This window comes from Pedobacter ghigonis (genome assembly GCF_903166585.1).
Lineage (GTDB): Bacteria > Bacteroidota > Bacteroidia > Sphingobacteriales > Sphingobacteriaceae > Pedobacter > Pedobacter ghigonis.
The window spans coordinates 163925-181802 of sequence record NZ_CAESCM010000003.1 but is presented as its reverse complement, the minus strand read 5'-3'; the positions used below and the strand labels follow the sequence as shown (position 1 = coordinate 181802).

At 39.8% G+C, this 17878-nt stretch carries 14 protein-coding genes; 8 read left to right on the top strand and 6 right to left on the bottom strand.

What is annotated here, in order from left to right:
• Positions 1-789 carry an L-fucose dehydrogenase gene (locus HWV58_RS06360; RefSeq protein WP_175633288.1) on the top strand — a complete coding sequence of 263 codons (789 nt, stop codon included), beginning with the start codon at positions 1-3 and terminating at the stop codon, positions 787-789.
• Positions 790-866: 77 nt separating this feature from the next.
• Positions 867-1886, top strand: coding sequence for a zinc-binding alcohol dehydrogenase family protein (locus tag HWV58_RS06355; RefSeq protein WP_175633287.1), 1020 nt, complete (start codon positions 867-869; stop codon positions 1884-1886).
• 154 nt (positions 1887-2040) lie between these two features.
• Here HWV58_RS06355 and araA read toward each other — a convergent pair whose 3' ends face one another.
• From araA to HWV58_RS06340, 3 genes are all read right to left on the bottom strand, one after another.
• Positions 2041-3534 carry an L-arabinose isomerase gene (gene araA / locus HWV58_RS06350; RefSeq protein ID WP_175633286.1) on the bottom strand — a complete coding sequence of 498 codons (1494 nt, stop codon included), beginning with the start codon at positions 3532-3534 and terminating at the stop codon, positions 2041-2043.
• Positions 3535-3794: 260 nt separating this feature from the next.
• Positions 3795-4496 carry an L-ribulose-5-phosphate 4-epimerase gene (locus tag HWV58_RS06345; protein WP_175633285.1) on the bottom strand — a complete coding sequence of 234 codons (702 nt, stop codon included), beginning with the start codon at positions 4494-4496 and terminating at the stop codon, positions 3795-3797.
• Positions 4493-6193, bottom strand: coding sequence for a ribulokinase (locus HWV58_RS06340; protein ID WP_175633284.1), 1701 nt, complete (start codon positions 6191-6193; stop codon positions 4493-4495). Before HWV58_RS06340 ends, HWV58_RS06345 begins: the two co-directional genes overlap by 4 nt.
• Before the next feature lie 201 nt (positions 6194-6394).
• Between HWV58_RS06340 and HWV58_RS06335 the strand changes: the two genes are divergently transcribed.
• Positions 6395-6844: a nuclear transport factor 2 family protein gene (locus HWV58_RS06335; protein ID WP_175633283.1), complete on the top strand. Its 450-nt coding sequence runs from the start codon at positions 6395-6397 to the stop codon at positions 6842-6844.
• Positions 6845-6912: 68 nt separating this feature from the next.
• The gene (locus HWV58_RS06330) at positions 6913-8265 is read left to right on the top strand and encodes a PhoH family protein (RefSeq protein ID WP_175633282.1); all 1353 of its coding nucleotides are present in this window, start codon (positions 6913-6915) and stop codon (positions 8263-8265) included.
• A 379-nt stretch (positions 8266-8644) separates the two neighbouring features.
• On the opposite strand, the gene HWV58_RS06325 is transcribed toward HWV58_RS06330, so the two are convergent.
• Complete coding sequence (locus HWV58_RS06325) at positions 8645-9856, bottom strand: TCR/Tet family MFS transporter (RefSeq protein ID WP_175633281.1); 1212 nt, start codon at positions 9854-9856, stop codon at positions 8645-8647.
• Between the two features lie 284 nt (positions 9857-10140).
• Between HWV58_RS06325 and gyrA the strand changes: the two genes are divergently transcribed.
• From gyrA to HWV58_RS06310, 3 genes are all read left to right on the top strand, one after another.
• Positions 10141-12726, top strand: coding sequence for a DNA gyrase subunit A (gyrA, locus tag HWV58_RS06320; RefSeq protein ID WP_175633280.1), 2586 nt, complete (start codon positions 10141-10143; stop codon positions 12724-12726).
• 27 nt (positions 12727-12753) lie between these two features.
• Positions 12754-13842 (top strand): tetratricopeptide repeat protein, encoded by a 1089-nt coding sequence (locus tag HWV58_RS06315; RefSeq protein WP_175633279.1) that lies wholly within the window; start codon positions 12754-12756, stop codon positions 13840-13842.
• A gap of 99 nt (positions 13843-13941) precedes the next feature.
• Positions 13942-15087 carry a tetratricopeptide repeat protein gene (locus HWV58_RS06310; RefSeq protein ID WP_175633278.1) on the top strand — a complete coding sequence of 382 codons (1146 nt, stop codon included), beginning with the start codon at positions 13942-13944 and terminating at the stop codon, positions 15085-15087.
• Between the two features lie 157 nt (positions 15088-15244).
• On the opposite strand, the gene HWV58_RS06305 is transcribed toward HWV58_RS06310, so the two are convergent.
• Positions 15245-16348 carry a hypothetical protein gene (locus tag HWV58_RS06305; RefSeq protein ID WP_175633277.1) on the bottom strand — a complete coding sequence of 368 codons (1104 nt, stop codon included), beginning with the start codon at positions 16346-16348 and terminating at the stop codon, positions 15245-15247.
• 176 nt (positions 16349-16524) lie between these two features.
• Complete coding sequence (locus tag HWV58_RS06300; RefSeq protein WP_175633276.1) at positions 16525-16896, bottom strand: hypothetical protein; 372 nt, start codon at positions 16894-16896, stop codon at positions 16525-16527.
• A gap of 265 nt (positions 16897-17161) precedes the next feature.
• On the opposite strand from HWV58_RS06300, the gene HWV58_RS06295 reads away from it, so the two are divergent.
• The gene (locus HWV58_RS06295; protein ID WP_175633275.1) at positions 17162-17860 is read left to right on the top strand and encodes an endonuclease V; all 699 of its coding nucleotides are present in this window, start codon (positions 17162-17164) and stop codon (positions 17858-17860) included.
• The last annotated feature ends 18 nt before the right edge of the window (positions 17861-17878 follow it).

Genomic DNA, 17878 nt, shown 5'->3' with positions numbered 1-17878 from the left:
ATGGATTTACAGTTAAAAGAAAAAGTTATTATCATTACCGGCGCGGCTAAAGGCATTGGCCGAAGTATTGCCGAAGTATTTGCTAAGGAAGATGCCATTGCCGTAATTGTAGGCAGAAAGGCCGAAGACAACCAGAAAGTGGTTGACGAAATTACTGCGCAAGGCAAAAAAGCCGAACAGTTTGTAGCCGAACTTTCCCGACCTGAAGATTGCCAAAAGGTTGTTGCGCAAATCGTAGCTAAATTTGGCAGGATAGACGGCTTGGTTAACAATGCTGGCGTGAATGATGGAGTAGGCCTGGAAAGTGGAGATTATGAAGGCTTTATGGCATCGCTGCACAAAAACGTAGTACATTACTATTTAATGGCACATCATGCCTTACCCGAGCTGATTAAAAGCAAAGGAGCCATTGTAAACATTACCTCAAAAACTGCCGAAACCGGTCAGGGTAATACCTCAGCCTATGCAGCAGCCAATGGCGGTAGAAACGCATTAACCCGCGAGTGGGCGGTAGAGCTTTTAAAATATGGGATCAGGGTAAATGCAGTTGTAGTAGCCGAATGCTGGACACCAGCCTACGAAACCTGGATCGAAACCTTAACCGACGCACAAGAAAAGCTGAACGAAATTACGGCTAAAATCCCTTTAGAAAACAGAATGACAACCGCTGAAGAAATTGCGAATATGACCGTTTTTTTAATGTCCAACAAATCAAGTCACACTACCGGACAAATTATCCATGTAGATGGCGGATATGTGCACTTAGACAGAGCTTTGGCAAACGCGTAATCAGTTGACAGTTTTTAGTTTGCAGTTTATGCCAACAGTTAACCGATTAACCAATTTATACCATTAACCAACAATAAATGAAAACCCTTACCTGTACAACCCCTGGCACTTTCGAATATTCAGAAACTGAAAAACCTGAACTTCAAAAAGACCAGGCCATTATTAAAATAAAGAGAATTGGCATTTGTGGTACCGACTTACATGCATTTGAAGGCACACAACCTTTCTTCAACTATCCACGCATTTTAGGGCACGAGCTTTCGGGCGAGCTGGTTGCAATTGATGGCAGAAGCGATTTTAAAATAGGAGAGGCTGTTACCTTTATTCCATATTTCAATTGCGGCGAATGTATTGCATGCCGCATGCACAAACCCAATTGCTGTGTTAAAATGCAGGTTTGCGGTGTGCATGTAGATGGTGGTATGCGCGAATATTTAACCGTGCCATCGCGTACGCTCTTGCATGGCGAGGGCTTGAGTTACGATGAACTTGCTTTGGTAGAACCTCTGGCCATTGGTGCCCATGGGGTGCGCAGGGCAGAAGTGCAGCCTGGCGAATTTGTGCTGGTAATAGGAGCTGGTCCGATCGGCTTGGGTACAATGGAATTTGCCCGTATTGCCGGCGCAGAAGTAATTGCACTCGACATAAATGATGACCGCCTGAACTTTTGTAAAGAAAAATTAGGTGTTACACATACCATCAATGCCTTATCGCCTAATGTAACGGAGCAGTTAAGCCAAATTACCAATGGCGATATGCCAACTGTGGTAATCGATGCAACTGGTAACCAAAAAGCCATAAACAATGCAATAAACTACATGGCTCATGGAGCAAGATTTGTACTCATTGGCCTGCAAAAAGGAGATTTAATTTTTAACCACCCCGAATTCCACAAACGCGAATCGACCTTAATGAGCAGCAGAAATGCTACCATTGTAGATTTTGAGCATGTAATTCAATCTATGAAAGCTGGTTTGGTTAAACCCACAACTTATATCACCCATCAGGTTAATTTTGACGAGATTAAAAATAAATTTGAAAGCTGGTTAGATCCAAAAAACGGTGTAATTAAGGCTATGGCAAAGATTGGGGAGTAGATAAATCTGTCATTCTCAGAATGACAAAAAACATCGTCCGCGTTTGTAACGAGGACGCACGAGAACAGCGATTGTATCGCTGCTGAACAATAGGCATAAAAAAGCCGATAATTTAGATCATTATCGGCTTTAACATTATCGAGCGCTTTATTGCTTAACCTTTATAAAAAACTTCATTCCAATGCAGTTCATTTCTAAACTGGTTGATTTTGGTATCAGCACCGATGTTTATGTATTCTAATCCTGCGATGTTTGCAAAATCTGATAAGTGCTCGGTAGTTAAATTCTGACTGTATGCTGTATGGTGAGCACCGCCTGCATAAATCCATGCTGCACAACCCGTTTTCATATCCGGTAGTGGTTTCCAAAGTACACGGGCTACAGGAAGATTAGGAAGGTCGTTTTCGGCCTCTACTGCTTTAACCTCGTTTACCAGTAAACGGAAACGGTTGCCCATATCAATTAACGATGCATTTAAGGCATCGCCACCACCTACGTTAAACACTAAACGTGCAGGGTCGGCTTTACCACCAATACCCAGCGGATGCACTTCCAAACTTGCTTTTCCAGATGCTAAGCTGGCATCAACCTCCAGCATGTGCGAACCTAGAACCAATGCATTTGAAGGATCGAAATGATAAGTATAATCTTCCATAAAAGCATTTCCACCGGGTAAACCAGCTCCCATTACTTTACAGGCACGTACCAAAGCAGCTGTTTTCCAGTCGCCCTCTCCGGCAAAACCATAACCATCGGCCATTAAGCGTTGGGCCGCAATACCTGGTAACTGAATCATGCCATGTAAATCTTCAAAAGTATCCGAGAAACCTTTAAAACCACCATCAACCAGGAATTTCCGTAAACCAAGTTCAATTTTGGCAGCATCGTAAACCGATTGATGTCTGGCTCCACCAGCCTTCAAATCATCGGCCATCTCGTAAGTAGCCTCGTACTCTTTTAGCAAATCCTGAATAGCATCTTCATCAATTCCGTTAATTACAGCTACTAAATCGCCAATGCCATAAGTATTTACCGAGAAACCGAATTTCATTTCTGCTTCAACCTTATCGCCATCTGTTACGGCTACAAAACGCATGTTATCTCCAAAACGCACAAATTTAGCGCCTTGCCAATCGTTCCAGCCTGCAGCAGCCCTGCACCAGGTATCAATCTGTTTAGCTACTTCTTCATCCTGCCAGTGCCCAACCACTACTTTACGGTCTTTACGCATACGCGAAACCATAAAACCGAATTCGCGGTCGCCGTGTGCACTTTGGTTCAGGTTCATAAAATCCATATCAATGGTATTCCACGGAATATCGCGGTTAAACTGAGTATGTAAGTGCAGTAAAGGCTTTTGCAATACATTTAAGCCTCTGATCCACATTTTAGCTGGCGAGAAAGTGTGCATCCAGGTAATTACCCCTATACAATTTTCGTCGATATTGGCTTGCTGTAAAGTTTCAAAAATCTCTTCGGTAGTTTTCACAATCGGTTTGTACACCACAGAAACCGAGATATTTCCATTCTTGTTTAACGAATCAGCAACTTGTTGTGCATGCGCTGCTACTTGTTTTAAGGTTTCTTCGCCGTACAAATGCTGTGTTCCGGTAATAAACCAAACCTGTAATTTTTTTAAATCAATCATTACTGTTTATGTTGTTTTTAATTTACTATCGGTTTGTGTCCTCACAGACCGAAATATTCTTTTCATTTTTTGTAAAGCAGGTTCCTGTTTTTCATCGGTTAAGGTAGTCCTGCTTTCCGTTTTACTCAGCCGATTTTCATCAGCCTCGTGCTCACTTCAATCAGGTTTATTAAACTCCCGTAAACCGTACGAGGCTAAAAAAACCTTTTAGCAACCCTTACCTAAGGATCCCTAACTGCCAGCTTAAAACTGCGAACTAATTACTTCTGTCCGTAATAAGCACCGGCTCCATGCTTGCGTTCATAATGCTTCTCAATGAGCGAGTCTTTTAACCTTGGTGCCTGTGGATTAATTTGCTGCGTTAATAAAGCCATCTGTGCTACTGCTTCTAGCACTGCGCTGTTGTAAACCGCTTTTTCTGCAGTTTTTCCCCAGGTAAAAGGAGCGTGGTTACCCACTAAAATCATTTCTACCTCTTTATGGCTTAAACCCAAACTTTCAAAATGGTTTATAATCTGGAAACCCGTTTCATATTCATAATTGCCTTTAATCATGGCATCATCCATGGGAGGGGCGCAGGGAATATCAACCGTTAAATGGTCGGCATGGGTGGTGCCAAAAATCGGGATGGCTTTTTGTGCCTGTGCCCATGCCGTACCATAAGTAGAGTGGGTATGTACTACGCCACCAATATTTTCCCAGTGTTTATACAAAACAGCATGTGTTTGGGTATCAGAAGAGGGACGAAGGTTCCCTTCAACCGTGTTACCATCAAAATCCACAATCACCATTTTATCAGGAGTTAAATCATCATAAGGCACACCGCTAGGTTTAATGGCAAATACACCTTTCGCACGATCAGCAGCGCTTACGTTACCAAAAGTAAAAAGTACCAGACCCAATTTGGGCAACTGCATATTGGCCTCGTAGGCCTCCAGTTTTATATCCTGATAGTTGCTCATGATAAATATGGTTTTACGTCTTTTTTATTGTATTTCTCCAGGTAACGGCCCAGTCCTAAATATTGCTGGTAATGCTGGCGGTAAAGCTTTTGCTTTTTCGCATTGGGCTTGTATTCTTTTTCAAAGCCAGTTCCCATTGCAGCCATGGCAGCCTCAATATTTGGATAAACACCTGCAGCAACTGCCGCAAACATGGCCGCACCTAAAGCGCAGGTATGCTCAAAACGGTGAATCCTGATTGGCATTTCTAATACATCAGCCATCATTTGCATAATGTAAGCTGATTTTTTAGCTACACCACCAATTCCAATAATCCCTTTTACAGGAACGCCTTGTTCTATAAAACGATCTACAATAGCCTTAGCCCCGAAACAGGTTGCGGCAGCCAATGCACGGAAAAACCTAGGGGCATCGGTACCCAAACCTAAACCGGTAATGGCACCTTTAAGTTCCTGATTGGCATCAGGTGTTCTTCTGCCGTTTAACCAGTCAACAGCCAGCTCTGCATAATCTTCGTCTTCTAAAGCATCAGCCTGCTTACTCAAATTGGCAATAATCTTGGCTTCAAGCTCTTCCTTTAATGCCACTGCTGTAGCTTCATCTATCAGTTCAGATTCTGTTAATAAACTATTTAATGGCCAGCTGATTAAATTTTTAAACCAGGCATATACATCACCAAAAGCAGATTGTCCGGCTTCTAAACCAGCCATCCCCGGAATTACTGAACCATTTACCTGTCCGCAGATACCGTTAATCAGTTTACCATGTAAATCTTGGTTTGGTGCCACCAATATATCGCAGGTACTTGTACCCATTACTTTACTTAAATAATAGGGCTCAATCTGACCACCAACGGCTCCCATATGTGCATCAAAAGCACCTACACCGATTACTACATCTGTATTTAAGCCTAACTTATCCGCCCATTCGGCACATAAAGTCCCGGCAGCAATATCAGAAGTATCGGTATCGTTAAATAATTTGGCCCTGAAACCCGCCAAAAGCGGATCGAGGCTGCTAAAGAAATCTTCTGGTGGTAAACCGTTAAATTCTTCTGCCCATAAAGCTTTGTGTCCGGCGGCACAGCGGCTGCGTTTCATTGTAGCCACATCTTTGCCGCCACAAAGTAAAAACGGAACCCAGTCGCAATGTTCCACCCACGATTGGGCGCTTTTCTTAATTGCCGAATCGACCCTTAAGGTGCGCAAAAGTTTAGCCCAAAACCATTCAGATGAATAAATTCCACCTACGTATTTTAAATAATTCGTTTTGAATTTGGTAGCGTGCTCGTTAATCTCTGCCGCTTCCTTTACTGCGGTATGATCTTTCCATAACACAAACATGGCGTTAGGGTTTTCTTCAAAACCAGGAGTCAAGGCCAGGGGAGTACCGCTTGCATCAACTGCCACCGGACTCGAACCTGTGGTATCAACAGAAATTCCCTTCACCAGGCGGGCAATTTCTGCACCACCGGCTTTTTCTATACACTGTTTAATGGTGTATTCCAAACCTTCAATATAATCTAGCGGATGCTGCCTGAATTGATTAATAGCAGGTTTACAATATAAACCTTTTTGCCATCGCGGATAAAGAAAAACAGAGGCCGAAATTTCTTTCCCGTTAGCGGTATCGACTAAAACCGAACGAACAGAATCCGTCCCGTAATCTACACCTATTACATAGTTTGCTGTGCTCATAACAATAAATAATCGTCTAATTAACGTTTATTTTTTTGAATTAAAAAATTTTATCGTTTTTTTATCTTTCAGGATAGGGCAAGGGCTTAAAAACTGACATACCTGCTGCAAATAAATGGCGTATCAGAAAGTTTGATATGAATATATTTACCCTGAACAATAACAAGTTACTTATTTTAAAGCAAATAGCACATTAACGTCATGAAGTACATCATCAGCTTAAGCATCTTACTTTTAGGAACCACAGCATGTTTCGCACAAACTACACAAGATAGTTTAGCCATTAAACGCGCTGCCCTTGATTATATTGAATCGCAACACAAGCCCAATCCTAAACAAATGGAACAGGCTTTACACCCGCGACTGGTTAAACGAACTTTTTGGAAAGATAAGGCTACGGGAAAAGATTATGTGCGCGAAACTTCAGCAGAATCGATGGTTCTATTGGCTGAGAGCTACAACAAAAAGGGAGACAAATTCCCTGCAAACCCTAAAAAAGATCTTAAGTTTCTTGATGTTTCAGACAGGACTGCTTCTGTAAAACTACTTGCCGATGAATGGATTGATTACATGCACCTGGTTAAACTAAATGGTTCCTGGAAAATTATCAATGTACTTTGGCAATATAATGATAGTGCCCAACACCAATAACGAATTGGAACGTTAAAAAAGAATGGCAAATTTTCGGCTTATTATGGCTAAAAGCTTAAATTTACCTTATGGCCAAAAAAGATAAAGCAGATCCCGGTTTAACCAAGAAAATTTTCGTTTTGGATACCTCCGTAATCCTTTACGATCACGATGCGATTAACAATTTCCATGAGCATGATGTGGCCATTCCAATTCAGGTGCTCGAAGAACTCGACAATTTCAAAAGCGGTAACGATACCCGTAATTTCGAAGCCAGAAGCTTTATCCGACTGATCGATGAAACGGCTAAGCAAAAGCTCATCAGCGACTGGACTCCGCTTAAAAAGGCTAATTCGGGTAAGTTTAAAGTAATTCTAAACCAAATTCCGCTCGCTGTAAATGCCGAAGAAGTGTATGGCAAGGGCAAAACCGACCATAAAATTTTAAATGCTGCTTTAAGTTTAAAGGCCGAACATCCCGATAAACGCGTTGTGTTGGTATCAAAAGATATCTGCCTGAGGCTAAAAGCCAAAGCTTTATCCTTAAACGCCGAAGATTACGAAACCGGTAAAATTAAAAATGTAGATGAACTATATGCCGGGAAAACTGAACTGCATGATTTTTCGACTGAAATTATTGAAGCCGTAAAACAGCAACCGTTTGCTGATGCTACAGATATCGGGCTCCCCGCCAAAAGTGCCAATCATTTCTACATTCTTAAAAACAAAAGAAAAACCGCCAACGTATTTTACAACAACAGCTTAAAAACCATTTCGGCAGTTTCTACGGATGCAATATTTAAAATTAAACCCAAAAATATTGAACAGGCTTTTGCCATTCACGCATTGCTCGATCCAAACATTAAACTGGTAAGCATACAGGGCAATGCCGGAACCGGAAAAACCTTGCTAGCTTTAGCCAGCGCACTGGAACAGCGCAAAAACTTCAGGCAGATATACGTTACCAGGCCCATTGTTTCGTTAAGCAATAAAGATATTGGCTTCCTGCCGGGCGATGCGAAATCGAAAACCGATCCTTTTATGGCACCCATTTGGGATAACCTCCGGTTCATTAAAGAACAGTTTATCGGCGACCATAAAATGTCAGAAAAGATTGATGAACTAATCACCACCGAAAAAATAGCTATCGCACCTTTGGCTTTTATTCGTGGCAGAACTTTAACCAAGATTTTCTTCATTATTGATGAAGCCCAGAATTTAACCCCACACGAGGTAAAAACCATCATTTCGAGGGCAGGAGAGCACACCAAAATTATCTTTACCGGCGATATTTACCAGATTGATACGCCTTATCTGGATTCGGAAAGTAATGGCTTATCATACCTTATTGAAAATGCTAAAAACCATCCGCTGTATGCACACATCACACTGCATAAAGGCGAAAGAAGTGAACTGGCCAACCTGGCAAATGAGTTGTTGTAAGTGTTTAATATTTCCCGCAGATTTCACAGAAAAGGGCGCTGACAAAAGTATATTTGTTTAATCTGCGTTTAAATCCTTTAAATCTGCGGAAAAACTAGTAAATGTAATTTACCTCCCGCTGATTGCGCAGAGCACGCAGATGATAGCATATTTAATCTGCGTTCAATCTCCTTAAATCTGCGGGAAAACAATAGTGGAATAAAACTTCAAATCTCCCGCGGAGATCGCGAAGCGCGTAGATGATAGCATAATTTGATCTGCGTTAATCTTTTTAAATCTGCGGGCAAACTATAAAATGCAAATCTAATTTACCTCCCGCTGATATCGCAGAGCACGCAGATAAAATATATTTAATCCGCGGGAAATAAATAAAATTGTACTAGTGGTATTTCTTCAACGACCGAAGTGCAATAAACAACCCAACCAAAGTTAAAACAGCACTCAGAATAAACGGTGCTCCTGGAAAATACACCGGCGCTTGCCCCTCAATAAAATAAGCGAAAATGTGTGTCATTACCCAGGGCGCAAATATTGCAGCCAAACTCTGCAAACCGGTTAAAACGCCCTGCATTTCGCCTTGTGCATTTGCAGGGATCTGGTTAGAAATTAAACCTTGCATCGCTGGCCCACCAATTCCGGCTAAACCATAAGGTAACATAAAGGCAAACATCATCCAGCCTTTTGTTGCAAAAGCAAAAGCTACAAAACCGATTACATATAACATCAAACCAAAATAAACCGCTTTCTTTTCGCCAATTTTTGGTAAAATAACCCGGATTAAGCCACCTTGAACCACACCAATTACCAAGCCCACAAAACCAAGCGAATAACCTACCCAAGAAGCATCCCAGTTAAATTTCTCCATGGTATAGAAAGTCCAGTTAGATTGTACCGAATGACTGGAGAAATACAATAAAAATAAAGTAGCCATTAAACCCATCAAGGCCGGATACTTACCAATGCTGCGCAACGAACCTATCGGGTTGGCTCTTTTCCATTCAAAAGCACGGCGTTTTTCTACCGGTAACGATTCAGGTAAAATAAAATAACCATAAAGCCAGTTAATTAGCGATAAACCCGCGGCCACCATAAAAGGAACACGGGTACCAAAATGACTAAAGGCACCTCCCAACACAGGCCCTAAGATAAAACCTACACCAAAAGCTGCACCCACCAAACCAAAATTCTGGGCTCTTTTCTCAGGTGCCGAAATATCTGCAATATATGCTTGTGCCGTAGTAAAACTTGCGCCGGTGATCCCCGCTATAATCCGTCCTACAAATAACCAGATCATAGAAGGCGCAAAAGCCAGGAAAATATAATCAATACCCAGACCAAACAAAGAGCTTAATAAAACCGGCCTGCGGCCATAGCGATCACTAAGCGCACCAATAATAGGCGAAGATATAAACTGTACTGAGGCGTAAGCGAGTGTTAGCCAACCACCATATTCTGCTGCCAAACCAAAGCCACCACCTGTAAAATCCTGTATCAGCTTTGGTAAAACCGGAATAATGATCCCAAAACCTGTAAAATCTATCAGGAGGGTAACCATAATAAAACCCATTGCCGATTTTTTTTCGTTTGCCATAGTATAGAAGGTTGAAGCGCAAAAGTATCAGAATTACCCCATAAACTCAATTTTAGTTCTCTACAAACCGCATAAAACCCAGCAGGTTTTAAAAACCGGATAGGTTTATCCAAAAACGTTTAAACTAGCCTACAGCGAATTAAAAACAGCCGGGAGATTCAAAAGCCTAATCAAAGCTCAAAACTTTTCCACAATGCCTTATTTCGGCATAATTTTGTTAAATTCGCAAGGTTATAACAATACCTTTTTTAAACATCGTTTTTAAGTAACGAGAATAATAATTTATGGCAGAAGATTTAGAGAATCAGCAGAACGACAAAATCATTCCAATTAATATAGAAGAGCAGATGAAATCGGCCTACATTGATTATTCAATGTCGGTAATCGTATCGAGGGCTTTGCCTGATGTACGCGATGGATTAAAACCAGTACACCGCCGTGTTTTATACGGTATGTTGGGCCTGGGCGTAACCAGCGGTAAGCCTTATAAAAAATCTGCCCGTATCGTGGGTGAGGTTTTAGGTAAATACCACCCGCATGGTGATGCATCTGTTTATTTCACTATGGTTCGTATGGCTCAGGATTGGAGTTTACGCTATCCAATGGTAGATGGACAAGGAAACTTTGGCCACATTGATGGTGACTCGCCGGCTGCAATGCGTTATACCGAGGCCAGATTTAGTAAACTGGCTGAAGAAATGGTTGCTGATATTAATAAGGATACAGTAGATTTTCAGTTAAACTTCGATGATACCGAGCAGGAACCAACGGTTCTACCTTCAAAAATCCCGAACCTTTTAGTTAACGGATCGAGTGGTATTGCAGTAGGTATGGCCACCAACATGGCGCCGCATAACTTAACTGAGGCTATTGATGGCGTAATCAACTATATCGACAACCGCGAAATCACTGTAGAAGAATTAATGAAGTTTGTAAAAGCTCCAGATTTTCCTACCGGTGGTATCATTTATGGTTATACCGGCGTAAAAGAAGCTTTTGAAACTGGTCGTGGACGTATTGTAATGCGTGCCAAAGCCGAAATCGAAAACATAAAAGATCGCGAGGTAATTATTGTTACCGAAATCCCTTATCAGGTAAATAAAGCACAAATGATTGAGCGTACTGCTGAATTGGTTGGCGAGAAAAAACTGGAAGGTATTTCGAACATCAAAGACGAATCGAACAAAGATGGTATCCGTATCGTGTACGAAATTAAACGCGATGCCAATGCCTCTATCGTATTAAATAACTTATATAAGTATACTGCGTTACAAACATCTTTTAGTGTAAATAACATTGCATTGGTAAAAGGCCGTCCGCAAATGCTAAATCTGAAAGATTTAATTGTGCATTTCGTAGACCACCGTCATGATGTTGTTGTTCGCCGTACCAAATTTGAATTAGCCGAAGCCGAAAAACGTGCACACATTTTAGAAGGTTATTTAATTGCTTTAGATCACTTAGACGAAGTAATTAAATTAATCCGTGCCTCTGAAACTCCTGAAGATGCCCGTGTAGGCTTGATGGAGAAATTCGGTTTGAGCGACCTTCAGGCACGTGCAATCCTCGATATGACTTTACGTCGTTTAACAGGACTAGAACGTGATAAGATTAAAGAAGAATATGCTGAGCTGATGAAAACCATCGAGTACTTGAAATCTGTTTTAGCTGACGAAGGCTTAAGGATGAAAATCATTAAGGATGAGTTGGAAGAAGTAAAACAGAAATTCGGCGATGCCCGTAAAACCACCATTGTTCACTCTGCAGAAGATATGAGCATGGAAGATTTCATCGACGATGAAGAGGTCGTAATTACCATTTCTCACGAAGGTTACGTTAAACGTACGCCAGCAACCGAATTTAAAGCGCAGGGCAGAGGCGGAAAGGGCTCAAAAGGTAGTACCTCACGTAACGAAGACTTTATCGAACACATGTTGGTGGCCACAAACCACAACTATATGCTATTCTTCACCGAAGCTGGAAGATGTTTCTGGTTAAGGGTTTACGAAATTCCGGAAGGTTCGCGTACCAGCAAGGGAAGGGCAATCCAGAATATCATCAATATTCCGAAAGAAGAGAAAATCAAGGCGTACATCAAGGTTAAAAACCTGAAAGACCAGGAGTATTTAGAGAACAACTTTATTATCATGTGTACCAAAAAAGGTACTATTAAGAAAACTTCTCTTGAGGCTTATTCACGTCCGCGTGTTAACGGTATCAACGCCATTAACATTAACGAAGGCGATGTATTGTTAGAAGCTTGTTTAACGAATGGCAACAGTGAAGTGGTAATGGCCTTACGCTCTGGCAGAGCCATCCGTTTCAACGAATCAACTGTTCGTCCGATGGGTAGAACCGCGACCGGAGTACGTGGTGTAAGGCTGGCGCACGACCAGGATGAAGTAGTTGGCATGATTGCTGTAAACAATCCTGAAGTTACTGTGTTGGTAGTATCAGAGAAAGGTTACGGAAAACGTACCGATATCGAAGATTACCGTGTAACCAACCGTGGCGGTAAAGGAGTAAAAACCATTAACGTTACCGAAAAAACCGGGCAATTAGTTTCGATTAAAGACGTTACTGATAGCGAAGATTTGATGATCATTAACCGTTCAGGCATTGTTATCCGGATTCCGGTATCAGCTTTAAGGGTTATGGGACGCGCAACACAAGGGGTACGCTTAATCTCACTAAAAGGCGACGATGAAATTGCATCGGTAACCAAAATCGACCACGAGGAAGATGAAGAAGAAACAGTTGATTTAGAAAGTATTGTAGTTGATGGAGAAGAATTAGAAGCCGATACTACACCAGAAGCTGATGATGCTGACGAAGATGATGATTCAGATAACGAAACGGAAGAAAATTAAACTAAAATTAAGATTAGAATAAAAATTATGAAAAGAGTATTTCTAAGTATATTTCTGGCAGGTGCAGTGAGCGCTGCTTTTGCTCAGAAAAGCGAAGTTTCAGCAGCAAGAAACGATTGGGGCTTATTCCAGCTAACCTCGTCAAATGCTTCAACTCCATTAGCAAAAAAACTAGAAGCTTTAGCTAAAGGCCTGGCCCACACCGACAAAGCCATTGCCGATGAAAAATCTAAAGTAATGCCTGAAGCATGGTCATACCGTGCGCTTTTCGCATCTTCAGCAGCAATTTTAGATTCTGTGAGCACAGCAAATGCCGATGCAAACTTAAAAATTGCAAGAGAAGCAATTGTTGAAGCTAAAAAACTGGATACTAAAGGTGCAGAGAAAGATAATATCAATCTGGCTGAAACCAACGTAATTAATGCAGTTAGAAACGGTGGTGTGATTGCTTACAACAAAAAAGATTTTAAAACAGCTTACCAGAAATTTGTTCAGGCAACTGAAATTAACCCACAAGATACTTCAATGTATTTAAATGCTGGTATTGCAGCAAGAACGATTGAAGATTATCCGGGCATGATTACCCAGTTTAAAAAAGTAATCGCTTTTAATGCGCCACAATCTAAAGATTTGTATAATGAAATTATCAGCACCATTTTAGCCAAACAGAAAGATACCACTGCTGCTTTAGCTGTAATTAAAGAAGCAACTGCAAAATTTCCTGAAAACACAGAATGGATCAAAACTGAAACCCAAATTTATATTGATAGGGGTGATGCTGCAAAATCGGAGCAAATGTTAGTGGCTTTGGCTACTAAAGAACCAAATAATGCAAATTATCAGGTTTTATTAGGAAACATTTATTTCAGCCAGGCTTTAAAATTACAGGGAGAGAGAAATAAAATCGACCAGAAAAAAGTAAAAGAATTTAACGAAGTAACCGCTAAAATGAACGCTTTGTTAGATAAATCACTTCCTTTTTACAAAAAAGCACTAGAGGTTGACAGCAAAAATGCAGGTGCATTAGAAACGTTGAAAACCATTTACGCTTTCAGAAACGACACAAAAAACTATGACGAAATTAAAAAACGTTTAGACGCTTTGCCTAAACAATAATTTAGTTAACGTTTTAAAAAAAGAGCCCTGAAATTTCGGGGCTCTTTTTTTTATGTCTATTTTTATGGTTTATTATAGTTTTACTCATTTCTTTATCCTATGCAGAATTGCTTTAAAATATCATTGATCGCTTTAACTTTAGTCTCTTTTAACGCTGCAGCTCAAAAAAGCCAAATCCTGATCGCAAGAAATTCGGTTGGTAAATTGCAGGCTTCAATTGCCAATAAAGAAGACCAAAAGAAACAACTGGCAATCATTACCGATGGTTTAAAATCAATTGAATCGGCCGAGAAAGACAGTAAAACCAAAAACTGGACCGAAACCTGGTCAATTAAATCTTACTTAACTTCCTTTGCCGCTATAATTGATACCGATCAGGGCAATTCGAACAAATATTATGATACAGCGGTAGAGGCGGTGGCCAAAGCCAAATCACTGGATAGGTACAACGATAATTCCGGACTGATTAAAGCATCCGACCACAATATCCTGATCAAAAAGCAGGATAAAGGCAACGAAGCTTTTTTCAATAATGAATTCAAGGAAGCCTTTGCCGATTTAAAGGAAGTGAGCAATAAGTTTCCTGCCGATACTACATTGGCATTAAATACGGCCATTTGCGCTTTAAACATTCAATCGTATGAGGAGTCTTTAAATTATTTTAAACGTGCCAAAGAAAACGGCATTAAAAATCCATCGGTTTACCAAAAAATGGCGCAAATGTATGTAGTGAAATCTGATTATGAAACTGCAATCAGAACGCTGGAAGAAGGACTGGTACTAAATCCGTTTAACCGTTTCTTAACCAACGATTACATTAATCTTTTACTCGATACCGAAAATTACAGTAAAGCCACTTCGCTGATTGAAAAAAACTTACAGGTTGAAAAGGGTAGTAAGTTGCTTTATTTTCTTTACGGTTACCTGCAGCAAGTTGGCGGAAACAATTCTACCGCAATTTTAGCTTACGATAAAGCTTTGGCAACCGATCAGAATTATTTTGACGCTTTGTACCAACTCAGCATCGCGTACATCAATACTGCTAACGAAACGCTTAAAAAGAATGATGCCGATAAAGCCAGTAAATACAATGGTTTAATTAATCGCGCACAATTTGCTTTACAGCGCGCCAACGAAATCAATCCGAACGATAAAAAAACTGTTCAGCTGCTGCTTGACATTTACACCCGTAAAAAAGCTACAGACAAAGTTCAGGAGCTTAGCCGTAAACTTCAGGAATTATAATTCCATCAAGATAGCGCACTGATTCATTAATTTATTCTGTGATATTTTGACCTGATTATAGCGAGTAGGTAAGTGTTGCTAAAGTGTAACTTAACATAATATTAATTATAGGACAAATCAATAATCTTAGATATTATCCCTGTAGCCTCCGTTTTACTTAAGAAAAACTTAATTTTTCTAACTGATAATTATTCAGGTAAACCAAGGTGTTTTCGTTTGAACAATAAGGCGAATGCTCATCACGTGGAATAATTTTATTTTCATTCGTTTCAATATGGCGAATCCTGAATTTGTTGTAATCCACTTTAACAATGCTTTGGTTGATTAAGAAATAAATATGACCGAAAACATTATGGCCATATTTGATATTAATCCTTTTTTCCAGCGTAATGGAAAATTCTTCAAGCTTTAGAATTACATATTGAATTACAAATCCTTTTTTATCCTGGCATTCCCAACGCCAATATACAATTCTAGTATGATCATTACTGAATTTAATATCATTGCCATAACTATCGATTTTCAAAGAAGATATTAATTTCGGATTTTCATAATCTTCTATATTAAAAACAGAAAAATTTCCGCGTGGTTCTTCTTCATCCTTAAAAAAATAACAAAGGCTCAGGCGCTTGTAATCTGAAGAGTAAAACAGATCTATCGGATCACCCATGCTTCGGTTATAATCAAAACTGTCTTCTTCAAAAAAATCGTCAAAGAAATTTATCAGATTAATTTCCTTGAACTTTCTAATATCAAAAAAAACTAAATTTCTATCGTGTGAATATTTGTATTTCTCCTCCAGATCATCAATAACTTTCTGTATTGTATTTCCAGAAAAATCGATCTTCAAGTGCCATTTATTCCATCTTTCTGCCTGAAAATTAGATATATTAAAATAGAAATGACGATCTGGTAAACATTGAAACTTATTGAATTTATGAGTATTGAAAATTTCATCGGCTAAACTAATGGTTTCTTTGTGATTAAGGTCGGCATCAACAATTTCTATAAATAGGCTGTGATTATCCACCTTTTTAACGAGTGCAATTTCACCCGAATTTGCTATAAAATCAATTGCAACTATTTTCTCTATTTCATCCACACTTTCCTGAATTTCCTCTGGCGCTGAATATGCTATAACGCCATGCTCGCGCTTAAAACTTCGGTTTAATTGTCGGGTAAAAAAATAGATGAATACGACACCGATAATTTTAGCAATGGCATAGAATGAAGTGAGCATTAAAATTTGGACTAAAACCATTTTAAATTGTTTACCGCTATTTATTTGTTTTCCGAACCAATTTAGCTAAATAAAAGGACTTTAGTATGCGGATTTTTGTTACGACTATCTGATAGGAATTCCCCCTCTTCCCTTTTGACAAAAAAATCCCATTTGATATTATGCATCAAATGGGAATATCGTTTAAATTTATTTAATTACACACCAACAGCTTCTTCAGCCTGAGATTTGATATAACTATCAACCTGGTCGTGTGGAACTTCTTTTACAGGGATTAAAAAATCTCCGTTTGATCCTGATATTACAATTTGATTTTGGAAATGCCCAGGAAATGAACCTCTCGATATATATGGCGCTGTACCACTTGCTAAAGGTCCTGTCCAGCCCATAGAATTAATTTTAAGTCCACCAACAAACTGCGGATCACGTGTTAAGGTAAAGCCGTAAGAATAATTTGGTGCATCGCCTTGAACTTCTACAATAAAAATCCCAGGGGTACGTAATCCTGTCCACAGATAAGTTACTGTTGTTTTGGCCGGATTTACCGGTTCAGTTGAATAAAATCCCATTTTTTTTTGTTTTATAGATAATCCTCTTTTTTACAAGGGTTTCGGTTTCCCTACAACTCAAGGCTCAATCCGATTATAAAGAATAAAAGAGCGTTTTGTACTGATTATTCCTTAAGGTTGTCAAACAAATATCCAGCAAACAGCTATATTAAAACAGCGTAATATCACCCTTATTTTGCTGCGTATTTTTACTTAGCATTTAAGTATATTTACTGTTGGAACATGATTGATAAAAACAATTTATCTCCAAACTTGTACTTCAAATATGTACGACCATTATAGCTTTCAGGACGCTACAGCTTACCAGATTGAGCTCGCCAAACAATTAAAATTTGAGCAGGTAGATAAAATTAAAACCATTGCAGGTGCTGATATTTCGTTCAACAAAAACAGCACGACTATGTACGCTACAATTGTATTGCTCGAATATCCGGCTATGGTTTTAAAATCTTGTGCGCTAGCCACTTTCGAAACCAATTTTCCGTACAAGCCCGGCTTTTTAGGCTTTAAAGAAGTTCCGGCATTATTAAAGGTTTGGGAGCTGATTGAAAATAAACCAGACATTGTGGTACTGGATGGCAATGGCATATTACACCCGAGGCGCATGGGTGTTGCATCTCATTTCGGTATTTTGACCAATCAGTCGACAATTGGTTGTGCCAAAAGTCTGTTGTATGGCGAAAATCATGTGCCTGAACCCAATAAATTTAGCACAACAACAATTAAAAGCCATAGCGAAACACTTGGTTTTTCACTCCGTACCAAAAATAATTGTGCGCCGGTTTACATATCGGCCGGGCATTTAATTACGCAGGAACAAAGCCTCGAAGTAATTAAAAATTGTATTGGAAACTACCGGATTCCGGAGCCAACACGATTGGCGCATAACATTGTCAACGATTTCAGAACTGGTAAACTCAAAGCTGGCTATCATGAAGTTGTACCAGATTTAAGGCTGTTTTAATTATCGCGAATAACCCAT

Excerpts from the sequence above, each read along its gene's own strand:
- HWV58_RS06340 (WP_175633284.1), bottom strand. The coding sequence starts at position 6,193 with ATGAGCACAGCAAACTATGTAATAGGTGTAGATTACGGGACGGATTCT.
- HWV58_RS06325 (WP_175633281.1), bottom strand. The coding sequence starts at position 9,856 with ATGGCAAACGAAAAAAAATCGGCAATGGGTTTTATTATGGTTACCCTC.
- HWV58_RS06300 (WP_175633276.1), bottom strand. The coding sequence starts at position 16,896 with ATGGGATTTTATTCAACTGAACCGGTAAATCCGGCCAAAACAACAGTA.
- HWV58_RS06295 (WP_175633275.1), top strand. The coding sequence starts at position 17,162 with ATGTACGACCATTATAGCTTTCAGGACGCTACAGCTTACCAGATTGAG.
- HWV58_RS06360 (WP_175633288.1), top strand. The coding sequence starts at position 1 with ATGGATTTACAGTTAAAAGAAAAAGTTATTATCATTACCGGCGCGGCT.
- HWV58_RS06330 (WP_175633282.1), top strand. The coding sequence starts at position 6,913 with ATGGCCAAAAAAGATAAAGCAGATCCCGGTTTAACCAAGAAAATTTTC.
- HWV58_RS06310 (WP_175633278.1), top strand. The coding sequence starts at position 13,942 with ATGCAGAATTGCTTTAAAATATCATTGATCGCTTTAACTTTAGTCTCT.
- HWV58_RS06305 (WP_175633277.1), bottom strand. The coding sequence starts at position 16,348 with ATGGTTTTAGTCCAAATTTTAATGCTCACTTCATTCTATGCCATTGCT.
- HWV58_RS06355 (WP_175633287.1), top strand. The coding sequence starts at position 867 with ATGAAAACCCTTACCTGTACAACCCCTGGCACTTTCGAATATTCAGAA.
- HWV58_RS06315 (WP_175633279.1), top strand. The coding sequence starts at position 12,754 with ATGAAAAGAGTATTTCTAAGTATATTTCTGGCAGGTGCAGTGAGCGCT.
- gyrA (WP_175633280.1), top strand. The coding sequence starts at position 10,141 with ATGGCAGAAGATTTAGAGAATCAGCAGAACGACAAAATCATTCCAATT.
- HWV58_RS06335 (WP_175633283.1), top strand. The coding sequence starts at position 6,395 with ATGAAGTACATCATCAGCTTAAGCATCTTACTTTTAGGAACCACAGCA.
- araA (WP_175633286.1), bottom strand. The coding sequence starts at position 3,534 with ATGATTGATTTAAAAAAATTACAGGTTTGGTTTATTACCGGAACACAG.
- HWV58_RS06345 (WP_175633285.1), bottom strand. The coding sequence starts at position 4,496 with ATGAGCAACTATCAGGATATAAAACTGGAGGCCTACGAGGCCAATATG.